The following is a 16,153-nucleotide window of genomic DNA, read 5'->3' on the forward strand; positions in this document are numbered from 1 at the left end:
AATGCGACGGCTCTACATAAACCAGAAGTAGTAATAACTATTATTTTTCAAGACTTTGTTGTTCATAATTTTTCTCATTCTTATTTGATGTAATTAACTATACATCCATTTATTATAAATGTCAACAGTTTATTAAAATAAACTTCATTACATCATTAATTCCTCATGAAAAAAATTTTACTCTTGTATTTAAATTTAATGATTATAGTGTTTATTTTACTTTTGCAGTTAAAGTTATAAATTTTTCAATCATTTTTGATCCTGTCGGTGTTCCAATAGATTCAGGATGAAATTGAAAGCCAAACAGTGGTAAACTTTTATGTTGCATAGCCATTATCTCATCATCATCTTGTGCAATACCGACTATTTTGAAATCTTTTGGAAAATTTTCTTTATCAAGAATGAGGGAATGATAGCGCATAATCTTGACTAATCCTGTGCTCAGTAACGTCGATGTGTCTGCTGCCAACATATCAGACACCTTACCATGACGAATAACAGCTGCCCGTTTCACACTTCCACCAAAAACTTCACCAATGGCTTGGTGCCCTAAACAGATGCCCAACATTGGCTTGCTGTTGGCATAATGCCGAATCATGTTTTCCATTTCTCCTGCTTGCTCAGGTTTTCCTGGACCAGGCGAAAAAATAATCCCGTCAGCTTTATCAGCAGTCTCATAGAGTTTCTGATCATCGTTTCTTAAAACCACTAAATCAGTCTTTGTTCCTACAATTTGTGCTAGATTATAAGTAAAAGAATCATAATTATCCACAATTAAAATCATACATCCCCTCCAACTCGCAACAAAGCTTTAGCCTTGTTAAGCGTTTCTTGGTATTCATTTTCTGCAATAGAATCATAGACAATACCAGCACCCGCTTGTACATATCCTTTATTACTTTTAACAACCATCGTTCGAATTGCAATGGCAAAATCCATCTGATTATCGCGAGATAGATAACCAATTGCACCAGCATAAACACCTCTTTTAACTGGTTCCATTTCGTAAATACGTTGCAGAGCACGGACCTTGGGCGCCCCAGAAACAGTTCCAGCTGGTAATGTAGCTTTCAAGGCTTCAATAGCAGGTGTGTTTGCCCTTAACTTTCCACTAACTTCAGAAACCAAATGCATAATATAACGGTATTTTTGAACTTCAAGCAAAGTTGTTACCTTGACACTGCCATATTCAGAAACTTTACCAAGATCATTCCGTCCAAGATCGACTAACATACGGTGTTCTGCTAGTTCTTTTTCATTTGTTTTCAATTCTTTAGCAATGGCAACGTCTTCTGTTAATGTTTGCCCCCGTTTACGCGTTCCCGCAATTGGATTAGTAGTTACTGTCTCTCCTCTTACCGTCACCAGGCTTTCTGGGGATGAACCAATAATTTGATAATCGCCGTAATCCATATAGTACATATATGGCGAAGGATTTGTCCGACGAAGTTGTCGATAAAAATCAAACGACTTATCTTCAAAATCAAAACTAAAACGTTGCGAGGGAACCATTTGAAACATATCGCCTTCTTGAATTAATTCCTTCGTATGATTAACAATTTTTTTAAACTGCTCGGGCGTCACATTTGATTTTGGATTTAATTCATGTAGTTTTACCGGAACGAGTTCATCAGCCACGGGTAATTTCAACTTATTTTCGATTGCAATAACGACGTGTTCTAAGTTCTGACGTCCCGAATAAACATTATCCACGACAATTTTTATTTTTTCTTGACGATGGTCGAAAATAACAAAAGTTTCATACAAAAACAAGTGGCTGTCAGGCATATCTAATTCATCTTTAAGTTGGTTCTCTAGTTTTTCGTAGCAAGCAACCGTATCAAACCCTACATATCCAATGGCACCTCCTTGAAAAGGCAACTCCTCCACGGGCTGTTCTTGCACAACTACTAAATTTTGCAATGCCAGCAGGGGGTCATTAGTTTTACTAGTCTGACCATCAACAGTCACCAACATACCGTTGGTCTTAAACTCATGGACAGGATCAAGTGCGATAATTGAATACCGTGACTTTTCACTATCTGTAGGTACTGATTCTAATAAAAAGCTGTGTTCTCCGCGTAACCGAAAATAAGCACTGATTACTGTTAAGGTATCCGCGTCAATTGTTTTAATTTGTCGCATGACGCGCTCCTTTCATGTTTTTAATGAAATCTGTCAAATAAGATGTAGCATCCTCTGGGTGATCTTCAATAATTTTGACAAGTGCTGAACCAACAATAATCGCATCAGCCGATTCAAATTGTTTTGCTTGATCATATGTCGTGATGCCAAAACCAACCGCAACTGGCAAATCTGTTAGCCGCTTAATCTTAGTAACAATTTCATCAGCTTCGTTTGACAATTCACTTCTAGATCCTGTTATCCCTAAGGAACTTACTACATATATAAATCCGGAAGCACGTTCAACAATTTTCGGCAAACGATTTCCTGATTGTAATGTTACAAGTTGAATAAAATCGCGATCATACTGATGGACAAGTTCCAAAAATTCATCTTGTTCTTCTATCGGCATGTCGGGCATAATAACACCCTGAATGTCCAACGACTGCATTTTACTAAGAAACTTTTCGTATCCATATTTAAATACTGGATTTGTATATGTTAGAAAAACCAAAGGCACATCCGTGTGTTTGCGAACTTCAGCAACTAAATCAAACACATCGTCTGTTGTTGAACCGTTTTCGAGAACCTGTTGATCAGCACCCATGATAGTGGGACCGTCAGCACTTGGATCACTAAAAGCAATGCCAATCTCAATAAGATCCGCACCAGCCTCAGCCATATCAACAATATATTTTGTACTCTTTTCAAAATCCGGATATCCAGCTACCGCGAAACCAATAAAAGCATTTTTATTTTCTAATGCCTGTGAAATTCTAGTCATTTATTACTCCTTGCTATGCGAACCACTTCGCGCATCTTTTCTAAGTTTTTTATACCGTTACATTCTGTTCCTGAACTAATATCAACAACCTTTGGTTTCAATAAAGAGATTGCCTGTTGTAAATTATCGGGGGTTAGCCCTCCTGCCAAGAAATCCAATGACTCTAGTGGCTGGAACTTTTTCCAATCAAATGTTTTGCCAGATCCTGCTCCTGCGTCAATCATTCGGCGCGTAGCTTGTGTTTTATACTGATGGTCAGGCTTCATCACCTTAATAACTGGTAATCCTGCTTTTTGTATTTTCCTAATTTCCTGTTCAGTCTCATTACCATGTAATTGAACCATTTGAACAATCTTTCTATACGTCAAAATTTCATTTGCATCTTGATTTAAGAAAACACCAACTAATGGAATCTTTTCATCCAATTGCGAACGCATTTTTTGAGCAAGGGCAAGAGACACCGAGCGTCGTTTATTAGGAACCAAAATAATACCAGCTAAATCAGGTCGAACATCATTCAAGTAATCTACATCTTGTAAACGAAAATTTCCACATAACTTAATTAGCGTCATTTTTTACCCCTTAACTCTTGTATGATCGCTAATTTATCTGCAGCCTTCATAAACGTCTCACCAACTAAAATACCGTCCACGCCAATCTGTTCAAGAATAACAACATCTGAACGATCTTTTATACCAGATTCTGAAATAAATAAAATTTCTGGTGGAACTAATTGTCGTAAACGTTTGGTGTTATCAAAATCGACCGTGAAGTCCTTTAAATTGCGATTGTTCACACCAATAATTCGTGCATTTACCTTCACTGCTCGGAGAACCTCTTCTTCATTGTGCGCTTCCACAATTGCTGACAATCCTAATTCGTTCGCTAAAGATAGGTACTCTTTTAATTGTTCGTCTGTTAAAATAGCAACAATTAATAAAATGATTTGTGCGCCAGCTACTTTAGCTTCGTAAATCATGTATGGATCAATTGTAAAATCTTTGCGTAATACAGGAGTAGCAGAATCTGCTGCAACTGTTTTTAAAATATCAAGAGATCCCTTGAAATAACGTTCTTCTGTCAAAACGCTTATCGCATCGACACCTGCCACCTCATAGTCTTTCGCGATTTGTTGATAATCAAACTCTGATGGAGGTACAATTTGTCCTTTCGATGGGGATGCTTGTTTAATTTCGGCAATAACTGATATTTTCTGTTGAGCTAGACTCTTTTCGAAAGGAAATTCTCTTGAAACTGTGATGTATGCTGCTTCTTTTTGTAAGTCGTGCAGCGATTTTTGAGCTTGACGCGCCAACATATTTTGACGTGTTGCTGCTACTAAATTATCTAATATCATGCCGTTACCGCCCTAGAAGATGCTCGCAACGACTCCAGTTGCCCTAAGGCAGTTCCATTAATTAAGGTTTCTCTAGCTAGCTGAATAGCAGCATCAATGGATTGCGCTTTTTTTGCAATGAACAATGCTAGCGCAGCATTTAAAATTGCAGTATCTGCCATAGGACCAGTGATTTTCCCTGCCAAAATATGCTCTGTTATTTTAGCATTTTCAATTGGTGTACCCCCTTGTAAGGATTCAATAGAAACATATTCAAATCCATAATCTTGTGGGTCGAAAGTGACCTCTCTAATATGACCATCCGATAATATAGCCAAATCAGTTTTAGTTGTTAATGTCACCTCATCTAAACCATCTTGTCCATGGACCAATATAGCTTCTTGAACACCTAACTCAGACAGTACATTTGCTAGTGGTACTAGCAACTCTTTTGTGTAAACCCCCACCAACATTGTACGTGGCCTTGTTGGATTCGTTAATGGCCCAAGGATATTAAAAATAGTACGAAATCCCAAGTTTTTACGAATTGATCCAACATACTTCATTGCCGGATGGAACGAACGTGCAAATAAAAATGTTTGCCCAGTATTTGTTAAAACATCAGTCGCTTGTTCTGGTGTTAAATCAATGGTAACCCCCAGTGCTTCCAATGCATCTGCCGTACCTGATTTAGAACTAGCAGCACGATTCCCATGCTTGACAACAGGCACTCCTGCTCCAGCAACAATGAAACTAGCTGTTGTCGAAATATTGAATGTACCGGACAAATCACCACCAGTTCCGACAATATCTATTGCCTCAAATTCTGATGGAATTGTTTTTGCATGATCAATCATGGCCCGTGCCGAGCCAACTATTTCCGAAACGGTTTCTTTTTTTGCAGCCAATCCCATTAAATAAGCTGCAATTTCAGGGTCAGACACTTTGCCGTCCATGATATCGTTCATTACTTTCTGAGCCATATCATCTGTCAAACTTTTTTGCACGAGCAAAATTTTGAGTGCTTCTTGAATATTACTCATGAATATCAACTCCTTTATAACGAGCTATCGCAGCAACGTCTTTGTCACCTCGGCCACTCAGATTAACCATTATTTGCTGATCCTTTCTCATTTTTGGTGCTAATTTCATTGCATAGGCAACTGCGTGTGCGCTTTCAATTGCAGCTATTACACCCTCAGTTTTTGCAATGTATTCAAATGCATCAACTGCTTCATCATCTGTAATCGGTACATAAGTTGCTCGGTGAATATCCTTTAGATAAACATGCTCCGGTCCGATGCCAGGATAGTCCAATCCTGCAGAAATACTGTAAACAGGATCAATTTGCCCATCGGCTGATTGTAAAAATTGGGATTTCATACCATGAAAAACACCTGTTGAACCTAGTGCCATGGTTGCAGCTGTTTGATCAGTTTTCACACCTTTTCCAGCAGCCTCAACACCAATCAATTCCACTTCCGCGTCATCAATGAACTTAGCAAAAGCACCAATTGCATTCGATCCACCACCAACGGCAGCAATTACAGCATCTGGCAGTTTTCCCGTCATTTCTAAGAATTGCCTTCTGGCTTCCTCACTTATAACTGATTGGAAATATTTAACCATTTCTGGGAAAGGATATGGGCCAACCGCTGAACCAAGTACATAGAAAGTATCGTCAATTCTTTTTGTCCAATCTTGAAATGTTGCGTTCACTGCATCTTTTAAGACTTGCGTTCCTGTTGTCACCGCATGAACTTTAGCCCCTAGTAGCTCCATACGATAAACATTCAACGCTTGTCGCTCTGTATCCTCCTTGCCCATAAAAATTTCTGCTTCCATACCAAACAACGCTGCTGCCGTAGCTGTTGCCACACCATGTTGACCAGCACCTGTTTCAGCAATTAAACGTGTTTTACCCATTTTTTTGGCAATTAATGCTTGCCCTAAAACATTGTTAATTTTATGAGCTCCTGTGTGATTTAAATCTTCTCTTTTTAGGTAAATTTGTGCACCACCTAAGTCTTCAGACATATTTTTTGCATAATACAACATAGATGGTCGGTTCGCATAATTGTCGAATAAATCTTTCAATTCACTTTTAAAGGCTGGATCCTCTTTGTATTTATTAAATGCATCTGTAACCTCATTAATTGCTGGCATTAGCAATTCTGGAACAAATTGTCCCCCATATTCTCCGTAGTAACCTTTTTTTGTCATCTTATTCCTCTTTCCTTAAGCAAACAAAAACCGTCCTGAAAAATTTGCTTTTGCAAAAATTTCAGGACGGTTTTCCCGCGGTGCCACCTGATTTCGTTCAAATCAAATGGTACCCAAAAAATCCCACTCGAGTTAAAACGCGTCTCAACAGTTATCTAACAATAACCTGATCACTTACGTGGATCTTACGTTTGGCAGTACTTGAGATTGCTCTCGTTCAACCAACCCTCAACGGTCCATTTGCCATGCTGCGTTCGGCCCTACTTCCAGTAACAAGGGCTCCCTGTACGTGCACACATGGTTTGATCTCCGTCTCATCAGTTTATGACGTTTTTAAATTACCATTAGTTTAAAACATTATGATAAACAATGCAACCTTTTAGTCTAAATCCTAATAAAAAAAGACATCGATACTAATATATCAACGTCTTTTTTATTAGAAGAACTGTAGGCTATAAGTGCCGTTAAAGGTGTCACCGGCAGCTAAAACATTCGAACCAAATTTCTCTTTAAAGTTACCTGTTGCATCTACCGTGTCAGCCAGACCCCACCATGGTTCAAGCGCAATAAATGGTGCCTGCTTACCAGCAGGCGTCCAAACACCGATAAATTGTGCATTGTCTAACGTCATACGCAATCCGTGTTGATTAGCCAAACGAGCCAACAAAAACGACGTCTTTTGTCGATTAAGTTTCAGAATAATAGCATCATCATGGTAATCTTCCTGACGCAGACGTAGCGGAATACTAGCATTAAATGGCGTAGGATGGTTTGGATTAGAATATGGTCCAACTAGACGCACACGATCATATATTTTTTCAGGTTCAATTGACAGATAGTAGTCCGAAAACTTTCCTCCATCAAGTGGCAAATTAAAGGCTGGATGTCCACCCACACTAAAGAATAGGGTTTCTTCTTTATCGGGATTATGCACGATATAAGCAATATGTAGTGTGTCATCCTCTGTTAATTCATAACTGATATCTAATTGAAACTTAAAAGGATATACTCTATGCGTTGACTCGGAGTCAACAATACGAAAAACAGCCTTATTTTCACTTTGTTCAACGACATCAAATAACATATTACGCGCAAAACCATGTTGGTTCATGTAATACGTTTCACCCGCAATTCTAAATTGATCGCCACGCAATCGGCCCACAATTGGGAACAAATTTGAAGCATGTCGTCCCCAATATTTGGGGTCTGCTGTCCATATATATTCTAATTCAGCATTTTTATGCCAGACACTTGTTAATTCAGCGCCTTCTGGATTAATTTTCACAATGAGGTGTTCATTTTCTAGCGTTATCATAACTTTTATTTTACTATCTTTTCTTAGATTTGTGAAGCGCTTGATAAACTATTTTTGTAACCGGTTACTTATTGGCTCGTGGAAAGAAATTTTGATAGTTTTTTTGTAAACTTTCTCTGGTCACATGAGTATACATTTGTGTCGTTGACAAATTAACATGACCCAACAATTCCTGAACCGTTCTCATATCTGCACCTCGATTGATCAAATGAGTCGCAAAAGTATGACGCAACATATGTGGATGAATTTTACCAGTCAATGCAGAACGTTGCATTAACTGGTTTAGAATGTAGGTAATACCAGCTGGTGTAATTGGTTCACCACGATGATTTACAAATACATATTCATGTTCTTGATTTACTGTTAACGAAGCTCGCAAATCTGTAATATATTCTTTCATAATATTTTCTGCAAAATGCCCAAAAGGAACATAACGATCTTTATTCCCCTTACCATGAATAAGCACTAGGCGCTGTGAAAAATCCAACTGAGATAACGTCAATCCAGCAATTTCAGCTACTCTTATTCCAGTAGCATATAAAAATTCAAGTAATGCTGCATTACGTTCCCACAAATGATCTTCATGATTGTAGGCCACATCAAAAAGTTCATGCAGTTCATCTTCGTAAAAAAAATCTGGTAACTGATTCTGATGTTTTTTTAATGAAATGCTATCAAATGGATTATCAATGGCAAACTGATTAGTAATTAAAAATTGATAAAACATTCGCAAACTGCTAATCTTTCTAGAAATAGTTGTACGAGCCAACTTTTTTTCATATAGATCATTCAAATAGACACGTACATCTAAAGTTTGAACTTCTCCAAATTTTGTAAATCCGCCATTTTCATGCAAATAATTCTCGAATTCAGCAATATCCGTTAAATAAGCCTTTAAGGTTTGCGGTGAATACTGGCGTTCTGATTCTAAATAATCATGATAAAGTTGTTCTTCACGTGTTGTCATATTTTCATTATACTATCTATTGAAAAGATTAAGAACAATTAAATTTGTTTGCGATCATATAAACTCACCCAAATTTACCTTAAGATGTCGTATAGTAAAGTTAGGTTTTAACAATTAACGTTGAAGATATGGAGATTAAATATGAAAGTACCAGTATATAGCCCCATAGAGCAATTACGTGAGCGCGTAATGAAGTTACAAAACAAGGCATTGGTTAATATTGCTAATTTCCGAAAAAATGTCTTAAAAAATCGAGATGACCGACGTAAACGAATAACTAAGTTATCAAAAACACGTGAAGTTTCTATTGTTCCTTATGAATCAACAGCCAGAGCTGTTGATACTAATAGTTTTGCCTATGCCTTGGAAGCCTCAATTACGGAAAGCGCTGCACCGCAAAAAAAACATTTTAGCATTTCAAATTATATTAAAAACTTTTTCTATCACCCACTTCGTGTTTTATCTACTGTCATTATCCTGATTCTACTAGTTTATATTGCGATTATGTTTTCTAAAGCAGTTTCCACAAATCAAAATCCAATTACCGAAACACGAACACAACAATCAAAAAATACAAAATAAAAAAGTTGCGATGTTTTTTATCGCAACTTTTTTATTAGTTTTTAAATGAATGAATCGGTGCTGGAATGTGTCCGCCACGATTGATAAAGTCTGCACTTGACTTTTCTACAACCGGCATAACTGGAGCAGTACCTAACAGCCCTCCATAATCAACCATATCACCAACCTTTGTACCCAAAGTTGGTAAAATACGGACAGCCGTCGTTTTATTATTTTGTACACCAATAGCGGCTTCGTCAGCGATCATTGCACTAATTGTCGTTGCACTAGTATCCCCTGGAATGGCAATCATATCCAATCCAACCGAACACACAGCAGTCATTGCTTCAAGCTTTGATAACGTCAATGTACCTTCTTTTGCTGCATCAATCATACCAGCATCCTCTGAAACTGGAATAAACGCACCAGATAGGCCGCCAACACGTTGCGAAGCCATAACACCACCTTTTTTAACAGCGTCATTCAGTAGCATTAGTGCAGCTGTAGTTCCGTGAGTACCCACTTGTTCAAGACCAATTTCTTCAAGCACTTCAGCTACAGAATCACCTCGCGCAGGTGTAGGCGCCAAACTCAAATCGACAATTCCAAATTCAACTCCAAGTCGTTCAGCAGCTAATGCACCAACCATCTGTCCAACACGTGTAATTTTGAAAGCTGTCTTTTTGACAGTTTCGGCAACTACTTGAATAGATTCGCCTTTTACCTTTTCCAGTGCACGTTTTACAACACCAGGTCCAGAAACACCAACATTAATCACAACATCGGCTTCACTAACACCATGAAAAGCACCAGCCATGAAAGGATTATCTTCGACAGCATTTGCAAAAATAACTAGCTTAGCATTAGCTGTGTCAGATTTTTCAGAAATACCTTTAACAGTTTCGCCCATCAATTTAATTGCATCAAGGTTTATACCTGCTTTAGTTGAACCAATATTAACACTCGACATCACTAAATCGGTTTCTGTAAGCGCACGAGGTAGCGATTTAATTAATGCCAAATCTCCATTGGCAAAACCTTTTTGGACCAATGCTGAATAACCACCAATGAAATCAACACCCACCGCTTTAGCCGCATCATCCAAGGCATGTGCGTAATAAAGCATATCATCGGGTGTTGCATGACCTGCAATCAACGCAATTGGCGTTACACTGATACGTTTGTTTGTAATTGGAATACCGTATTCACGTTCAATTTGCTCAGCAACTTTTATTAAGTCCTTTGCATATGTTGTAACTTTCTTATATATGTTTTTTGCAGTTTGTTGTGGATCACCTGCGACTGTGTCGAGCAACGAAATACCCATTGTAACTGTGCGGATATCAAGATGTTCTTCCTCGACCATGTTGATTGTTTCTTGTATTTGCTTTGTTTCCATGACTTCTCCAGATGATTCAATTCGTAAGTTCTTTATTATGTTAGCTACAAATATTAAACTCTACTCATCGCATCAAATATTTCTTCACGTTGCGTATGAATGGTAACGCCTAAATCAGTCCCTAACTTATTCAAATCATCTTGCAACACGTTGAATTGCCCTTCTAATTCTTCTAAATTAATTAACATACTCATCGTGAAAATATCACTCATAATCGTTTGAGAAACATCTAAAATGTTGATGTTGTGATCCGCTAACGTGTTAGCCACCCCAGCAATAATTCCTGGTTTATCTTTACCAACAACTGTTACAACTGCTTTACTCATAGTCATACAAATTCTCCATTAAAATTTACTTACAATATTATACCAGATTATACAGCAAACTATCTCGCAAAAACGAATAATTAATAGTACAAACCATTTTTTATTCGTTTTATCATCTGATTATTATACTGTTAAATCACCAGTTAAAACGATTAACAAAAAATATCAGTTCAAGTGATTACCCGTTTTTATTTTGTTCGGCAGACACATATCAAGTCCACGCTTAAAAATTAAAATATTTCACCACTAAATTCAATCTTTGGCGTAGCATCAAAGTCGTAAGTCTCCAAATCTGAGATATCAGTGATATAAGCCGTTAACGGCATTCCCATCATTAGATTTACCGCACCAGCTTTTTCTTTAACAACAATAACCGGAATGTTTTTCGCTACTGCGTAGCCAAACTCCCAAGCAGTTCCAGGATCTACTTCTTGCCCTACATAATCAATAACGGCTACCATAACGTCAGCTTGGTTAATTGCCTCAATATCACCGTTGTAGGTTGCAACACGCCACTCCGGACCAAACATTTCAAATTCTTCGTGTTGGTGTTCGCGTGGTGAAAAAACAGAACTTAATGTTTTATTAGCCGCTAAAGCTTTTTCAACACGTTCAACACGCTCAATTTGCTCTTTATCGAAGAATGGACTCGCAAGGTAAACTTTTTTTGACATTTTTAACTCCAATATTATTTAATGCTATTAGTATAACACACCTTCTGGTGAGATTAATCGACCTAAAGACATAAAGACTTCTAAAGGAATGCCGTTTCGCAAAACAACTATACAAATGACTTCTTAGTAGTTCTTTTATACTTGAAACAGACAATAATTTTAGATATAATAATGTTGCAAGCACTTAACTATAATGGTGATGCCGTGCCGGGACACGCTTCATCGGTTAAGCGCTTTTTCTTTTTCAAAATAAGGGGGCTAAGAAAATGATATTCTTGTTTATCATTTTATTTTTATTAAGTATATTGCTTGTAAGTTTTACGATACAAAATAAGCAGAGATATGGGACGTTTCTAGTACCACTTATATTCTCCATATTGTGTATTGGTGGTACAATCTTTTCTGGTTTTCAATTGCCGTCAGCAATACAAAAGATACAACAAAATAACGACGCGCAGGCAAATTCAAACAAACTAATCAAGTCACAACAAACTAATTCACAATCAAATCTGGAAAATGGCAGTACAACTGTAATATCCGATACTACAACGAAACAACAGCAAGAACAACTCAAATTAAAAGAACAAGAGCTTACTCAGAAACTAGACACAGCATATAGCAAAATTGGGGACGTCACTTTTGATACCGATGCCAAGACTTTCCAGCTCAAACTATACACTGATTCAGATTTATCAAAGTCGGTTGCTCAAATAGAGACCAATCCCAGTTTAGCAGAAGAAGCGCATTGGTCGAATTTCACTGATTCACTTTTAGAAACCTCGAAGAATATCAAAAAATCTTTTAAAGCTGGATACACTTTTGAACTAATGGGCATCAATGATAGTAACAAAGTGTTGTTTGCGGCAAAAGATGGTACTGAAATCAGCTCTATCACAAAATGAAGAGATGCATACGCATCTCTTCATTTTTTATTTATATCGTCTTTCACCATTCTGCCAACCTAAAAACTGAAAATGATCTGCATCAGGATGATCAGATGAAACGTTCTCATGTGAATCAAGAAGCTGTGAATTAAATATTTGTTCATATTGATCTACAGATACTTTTTTCCGATCAGCTAACTCTTTTTTTGTTTCATTTGCTGGTACATACTTAAAGAAGTTTTCTTGTAACGTTATAGAATACAACTCGGCTTCAGCCCCTGAACCATAGCTAAATATGGCCAACTGCTCTCCTGCAACTAAATCTTGTGCGTAACTCAATAATGACAACAAGCTTAAATACACAGAGCCAGTGTACAAATTTCCTACCTGTCGACTAAACTTTTGACTTGCCTTTAGATTTTTTAATAAACGTCCTTGCGGTATCTCATCAGCTTCATCTATAATTTGATCAAAAGCTTTTTTACCCATTTTGGTATATGGTAGATGAAAAGAAAAACCTGCAAAATCAGCGATTGTCCGACCGGATTGCTCCTTATATCGTTGCCATAGTGTCAAAAACATTTCTTTATAAATGTCTGTTGATAAATGGCCATCTACTATGGCTTCTGTTCTATCGATAGGACGCCAAAAATCTGCGACATCTCGGCTCATATAAACTGAATCAGAATTAATTGTTGCAATGCGTGGGCTTTCTGAAACAATCATGGCAACAGCCCCACCACCTTGGGTCACTTCACCCGGTGTATTTAATCCGTATCTTGCAATATCCGATGCGATAACTAAAACCCTTTTACCAGAATGGTTTGCAACGTAATCTCGAGCCTGCATTAATCCGAATGTTCCCGCATAGCAAGCTTGTTTAATTTCAATTGTTCGCGAAAATTCAGACAAATTAAGCAATTTTTGAACATATAATGCGCTTGATTTTGAATTATCGATACCAGATTCAGTAGCAAAAATAATCAAATCAATCTGCTGACGATCATCATTGTCAATAATTTTTGCAGCCGCGTTAGCACCCATTGTTACGACATCTTCATAATTCGGTATCACAGATTGTTTATCTTGGCCAATACCAATAGTATATTTATTCGGATCTACCCCACGTCGCTGAGCTAATTCTACCAAATCTAATACATATTCAGATGTGTAAAATGATAATTTATCAATTCCAATTGCCATTCTCTGACCTCCTGTTTTATTGTGGTTAAATAGCAAAAAAGAATTAATAAGTTGACGCTCACAATTCACAATATGTTACAGATTATGGTTTTTGTGCCAGCTCATTAATTCAATTTATTATATTACTTATCTACTTAGTAAAGTTCATTTACTTTATTCTGAATACTATCATTATTAATGAATTCATCATACGTCGTATCAACGCGATCAACAACGCCTTTCGGTGACACTTCAACAATATGATTTGCTGTAGTTGCTAAGAACTCATGGTCATGCGAGGTCATAATAATTGAACCCTTGAATGCGATTACCGCATCGTTAAGGGACTGAATTGACTCCAAATCCAAATGATTTGTTGGGTCGTCCATCAATAACACATTAGCCTTGAGCAACATCATCTTCGCCAAAACAATGCGGACTTTTTCGCCACCAGATAACACATTAATTTGTTTCAAGGAATCATCACCACGAAATAGCATTTGCCCGAGCATACCACGTAAACTCGTATTATCTTTTTGCTCTTCTTCCGCAAAATCACGTAACCAATCCAAAATAGTTACATCTTGATTATCGAAGTTATCATTTAAATCTTTAGCAATATATGATTGTGACGTTGTAACACCCCAAGACACCGTGCCCTCATCTGGTGCCATCGTACCTGCTATAATTTGCATCAATGTAGTTGTTGCTAAATCGGAACGTGATAAAATAGCGATTTTATCGTTTGGTCGACCAATAAAAGAAATATTATCTAATACTTTTTCGCCGTCAATTGTTTTTGAAACGTTTTCAACGCGAACCATATCATTCCCGAGCTCACGATTAATGGGAAAATTGATGAATGGGTATTTTCTTGATGAAGGTTTAATATCATCTAAAGTAATCTTATCTAATTGCTTTTTTCGAGCTGTAGCCTGCTTTGATTTTGAAGCATTAGCTGAAAACCGAGCTACGAAATCTTGCAACTGCTTAATTTGTTCTTCCTTCTTAGCATTTTGTTGAGAAGCTAAGCGTTGGGCCAATTCAGACGATTCTCGCCAAAAATCATAGTTTCCAACAAAGGGTGTAATTTTTCCAAAATCAACATCCAAAATATTGGTTGAAACAGCGTTCAAAAAATGACGATCGTGGGAAACAACAATCACTAAGTTTGGAAAATCAGCAAGAAAGTCTTCTAGCCAATTAATCGTCTGTACATCCAATCCGTTGGTTGGCTCGTCCAAAATCAAAATATCTGGATTACCAAACAAAGCTTGCGCAAGCAGAACTTTCACTTTATCATTTTCAGTTAGCTCACCCATCAAGGTATCGTAAACACTATCGCTAATACCCAGCTTGCTCAATAATTGACCAGCTTCAACTTCAGCATTCCAACCATCTAGCTCTTCAAATTCCGCACCCAAATCAGCAACACGCACGCCATCTTCATCGTTAAAATCCGGCTTAGCATAGATAGCGTCCATCTCAGTTTTAACTTCGTACAGTCGCTTATGACCTTGGATCACTGTATCTAAAACCGTAAATTTATCAAATGCAAAGTGATCCTGCTGCAATGATGACATTCTCTCACTATCACCGATTGAAATGGTTCCTTCAGTTGGTTGTAGTTCTCCTTGCAATAACTTCAAAAAGGTAGACTTACCGGCACCATTAGCGCCAATAATGCCATAAGTATTACCGGGTGTTAATTTCAAGTTAACATCTTGATAAATTTTAGGCCCTGAAAAACTAAAACTCATATCTGAAACTGTAATCAATGTAAAATCCTCCAATTAAGTTATGTTAAATAGTATCCCAGAGTTCATCGTTATCTGTATGCTTTAAGCAATAACTATTAAACACAAATGTAAAATATCCTATACCAGTGTAACAGAAAAAGTGCGAAATATCGCACTTTTTCTAGTTATTCATAATACTAATTATACTTTCAAGTTTCCATCAACAGAAACTTGTCCATCACTCTTTGTCTCACTTTTTAAATCACGGAATCCGTTTTCAACTGGAATTTGATTTTCATCCGGATCATCACGTGTATCCCCGAAAAAGGTAAATAAACTTAATACAATGTACATTAGTCCAAAATAAAATCCATACTGATGAGATATCAAATGAAGCAATAATGTTGAAATTCCAGAGAATACTGCAGGCAAGGCAAGTAAAATGAGAGGTGATAGTCCACGCTTGCGCACACTATACCCAAGATATAAAGTATAAAGACCATTAATGATTAGATAAAACCAGATAACCTTATGTAAACCACTCACACTGAGTAACTTACCAATAACTGGTAGTACCAAACCAAGCATAACCGCTGCAAGCCACTGATACCCGTAGTATTTTTTGAATATCTTCAGCAT

Annotated in this window: 17 protein-coding genes; 2 read left to right on the top strand and 15 right to left on the bottom strand. The window is 37.3% G+C overall.

What is annotated here, in order from left to right; all coding sequences use genetic code 11:
• Positions 1-211: 211 nt before the first annotated feature.
• The 9 genes from A6B45_RS05675 to xerC form a co-directional block, all read right to left on the bottom strand.
• Complete coding sequence (locus A6B45_RS05675; RefSeq protein WP_072613733.1) at positions 212-784, bottom strand: anthranilate synthase component II; 573 nt, start codon at positions 782-784, stop codon at positions 212-214.
• Positions 781-2,145: an anthranilate synthase component I gene (gene trpE, locus A6B45_RS05680; protein WP_072613734.1), complete on the bottom strand. Its 1,365-nt coding sequence runs from the start codon at positions 2,143-2,145 to the stop codon at positions 781-783. The genes A6B45_RS05675 and trpE overlap by 4 nt, the downstream gene beginning before the upstream one ends.
• Positions 2,132-2,908 carry a tryptophan synthase subunit alpha gene (gene trpA, locus A6B45_RS05685; protein WP_072613735.1) on the bottom strand — a complete coding sequence of 259 codons (777 nt, stop codon included), beginning with the start codon at positions 2,906-2,908 and terminating at the stop codon, positions 2,132-2,134. Before trpA ends, trpE begins: the two co-directional genes overlap by 14 nt.
• Positions 2,905-3,480 (bottom strand): phosphoribosylanthranilate isomerase, encoded by a 576-nt coding sequence (locus A6B45_RS05690; RefSeq protein ID WP_072613736.1) that lies wholly within the window; start codon positions 3,478-3,480, stop codon positions 2,905-2,907. Before A6B45_RS05690 ends, trpA begins: the two co-directional genes overlap by 4 nt.
• Positions 3,477-4,265, bottom strand: coding sequence for an indole-3-glycerol phosphate synthase TrpC (gene trpC, locus A6B45_RS05695; protein WP_072613737.1), 789 nt, complete (start codon positions 4,263-4,265; stop codon positions 3,477-3,479). The genes A6B45_RS05690 and trpC overlap by 4 nt, the downstream gene beginning before the upstream one ends.
• On the bottom strand, positions 4,262-5,287 hold the full coding sequence (gene trpD / locus A6B45_RS05700; RefSeq protein WP_072613738.1) for an anthranilate phosphoribosyltransferase: 1,026 nt from the start codon (positions 5,285-5,287) through the stop codon (positions 4,262-4,264). The genes trpC and trpD overlap by 4 nt, the downstream gene beginning before the upstream one ends.
• On the bottom strand, positions 5,280-6,467 hold the full coding sequence (trpB, locus tag A6B45_RS05705) for a tryptophan synthase subunit beta (RefSeq protein ID WP_072613739.1): 1,188 nt from the start codon (positions 6,465-6,467) through the stop codon (positions 5,280-5,282). The genes trpD and trpB overlap by 8 nt, the downstream gene beginning before the upstream one ends.
• Positions 6,468-6,903: 436 nt before the next feature.
• A complete protein-coding gene (locus A6B45_RS05710; RefSeq protein WP_072613740.1) occupies positions 6,904-7,782 on the bottom strand; it encodes an aldose 1-epimerase family protein in 879 nt (292 codons plus the stop codon).
• A gap of 64 nt (positions 7,783-7,846) precedes the next feature.
• Positions 7,847-8,749 carry a tyrosine recombinase XerC gene (gene xerC / locus A6B45_RS05715; protein ID WP_072613741.1) on the bottom strand — a complete coding sequence of 301 codons (903 nt, stop codon included), beginning with the start codon at positions 8,747-8,749 and terminating at the stop codon, positions 7,847-7,849.
• Between the two features lie 141 nt (positions 8,750-8,890).
• On the opposite strand from xerC, the gene A6B45_RS05720 reads away from it, so the two are divergent.
• Positions 8,891-9,331: a hypothetical protein gene (locus A6B45_RS05720; RefSeq protein WP_072613742.1), complete on the top strand. Its 441-nt coding sequence runs from the start codon at positions 8,891-8,893 to the stop codon at positions 9,329-9,331.
• Between the two features lie 34 nt (positions 9,332-9,365).
• Here A6B45_RS05720 and A6B45_RS05725 read toward each other — a convergent pair whose 3' ends face one another.
• The 3 genes from A6B45_RS05725 to A6B45_RS05735 form a co-directional block, all read right to left on the bottom strand.
• The gene (locus A6B45_RS05725; RefSeq protein ID WP_072613743.1) at positions 9,366-10,709 is read right to left on the bottom strand and encodes a PFL family protein; all 1,344 of its coding nucleotides are present in this window, start codon (positions 10,707-10,709) and stop codon (positions 9,366-9,368) included.
• A 53-nt stretch (positions 10,710-10,762) separates the two neighbouring features.
• On the bottom strand, positions 10,763-11,035 hold the full coding sequence (locus A6B45_RS05730) for an ACT domain-containing protein (protein WP_014324802.1): 273 nt from the start codon (positions 11,033-11,035) through the stop codon (positions 10,763-10,765).
• 230 nt (positions 11,036-11,265) lie between these two features.
• Entirely contained in the window at positions 11,266-11,709 is a 444-nt protein-coding gene (locus A6B45_RS05735) for a nucleoside 2-deoxyribosyltransferase (RefSeq protein WP_072613744.1), read from the bottom strand.
• Positions 11,710-11,975: 266 nt separating this feature from the next.
• On the opposite strand from A6B45_RS05735, the gene A6B45_RS05740 reads away from it, so the two are divergent.
• On the top strand, positions 11,976-12,611 hold the full coding sequence (locus tag A6B45_RS05740; protein ID WP_072613745.1) for a hypothetical protein: 636 nt from the start codon (positions 11,976-11,978) through the stop codon (positions 12,609-12,611).
• 27 nt (positions 12,612-12,638) lie between these two features.
• Here the strand turns inward: A6B45_RS05740 and A6B45_RS05745 are convergent, their stop codons facing one another.
• The 3 genes from A6B45_RS05745 to A6B45_RS05755 form a co-directional block, all read right to left on the bottom strand.
• Positions 12,639-13,796, bottom strand: coding sequence for a hydroxymethylglutaryl-CoA synthase (locus A6B45_RS05745; RefSeq protein ID WP_072613746.1), 1,158 nt, complete (start codon positions 13,794-13,796; stop codon positions 12,639-12,641).
• 134 nt (positions 13,797-13,930) lie between these two features.
• Positions 13,931-15,553, bottom strand: coding sequence for an ABC-F family ATP-binding cassette domain-containing protein (locus tag A6B45_RS05750; protein ID WP_072613747.1), 1,623 nt, complete (start codon positions 15,551-15,553; stop codon positions 13,931-13,933).
• Between the two features lie 162 nt (positions 15,554-15,715).
• On the bottom strand, positions 15,716-16,153 hold the full coding sequence (locus A6B45_RS05755; RefSeq protein WP_072613748.1) for a hypothetical protein: 438 nt from the start codon (positions 16,151-16,153) through the stop codon (positions 15,716-15,718).

This window comes from Leuconostoc suionicum (genome assembly GCF_001891125.1).
GTDB classification, from domain to species: domain Bacteria; phylum Bacillota; class Bacilli; order Lactobacillales; family Lactobacillaceae; genus Leuconostoc; species Leuconostoc suionicum.

Excerpts from the sequence above, each read along its gene's own strand:
- trpC (WP_072613737.1), bottom strand. The coding sequence starts at position 4,265 with ATGATATTAGATAATTTAGTAGCAGCAACACGTCAAAATATGTTGGCG.
- A6B45_RS05735 (WP_072613744.1), bottom strand. The coding sequence starts at position 11,709 with ATGTCAAAAAAAGTTTACCTTGCGAGTCCATTCTTCGATAAAGAGCAA.
- trpE (WP_072613734.1), bottom strand. The coding sequence starts at position 2,145 with ATGCGACAAATTAAAACAATTGACGCGGATACCTTAACAGTAATCAGT.
- trpA (WP_072613735.1), bottom strand. The coding sequence starts at position 2,908 with ATGACTAGAATTTCACAGGCATTAGAAAATAAAAATGCTTTTATTGGT.
- A6B45_RS05745 (WP_072613746.1), bottom strand. The coding sequence starts at position 13,796 with ATGGCAATTGGAATTGATAAATTATCATTTTACACATCTGAATATGTA.
- A6B45_RS05675 (WP_072613733.1), bottom strand. The coding sequence starts at position 784 with ATGATTTTAATTGTGGATAATTATGATTCTTTTACTTATAATCTAGCA.
- trpD (WP_072613738.1), bottom strand. The coding sequence starts at position 5,287 with ATGAGTAATATTCAAGAAGCACTCAAAATTTTGCTCGTGCAAAAAAGT.
- A6B45_RS05740 (WP_072613745.1), top strand. The coding sequence starts at position 11,976 with ATGATATTCTTGTTTATCATTTTATTTTTATTAAGTATATTGCTTGTA.
- A6B45_RS05690 (WP_072613736.1), bottom strand. The coding sequence starts at position 3,480 with ATGACGCTAATTAAGTTATGTGGAAATTTTCGTTTACAAGATGTAGAT.
- A6B45_RS05710 (WP_072613740.1), bottom strand. The coding sequence starts at position 7,782 with ATGATAACGCTAGAAAATGAACACCTCATTGTGAAAATTAATCCAGAA.
- A6B45_RS05725 (WP_072613743.1), bottom strand. The coding sequence starts at position 10,709 with ATGGAAACAAAGCAAATACAAGAAACAATCAACATGGTCGAGGAAGAA.
- trpB (WP_072613739.1), bottom strand. The coding sequence starts at position 6,467 with ATGACAAAAAAAGGTTACTACGGAGAATATGGGGGACAATTTGTTCCA.
- A6B45_RS05730 (WP_014324802.1), bottom strand. The coding sequence starts at position 11,035 with ATGAGTAAAGCAGTTGTAACAGTTGTTGGTAAAGATAAACCAGGAATT.
- xerC (WP_072613741.1), bottom strand. The coding sequence starts at position 8,749 with ATGACAACACGTGAAGAACAACTTTATCATGATTATTTAGAATCAGAA.
- A6B45_RS05755 (WP_072613748.1), bottom strand. The coding sequence starts at position 16,153 with ATGCTGAAGATATTCAAAAAATACTACGGGTATCAGTGGCTTGCAGCG.
- A6B45_RS05720 (WP_072613742.1), top strand. The coding sequence starts at position 8,891 with ATGAAAGTACCAGTATATAGCCCCATAGAGCAATTACGTGAGCGCGTA.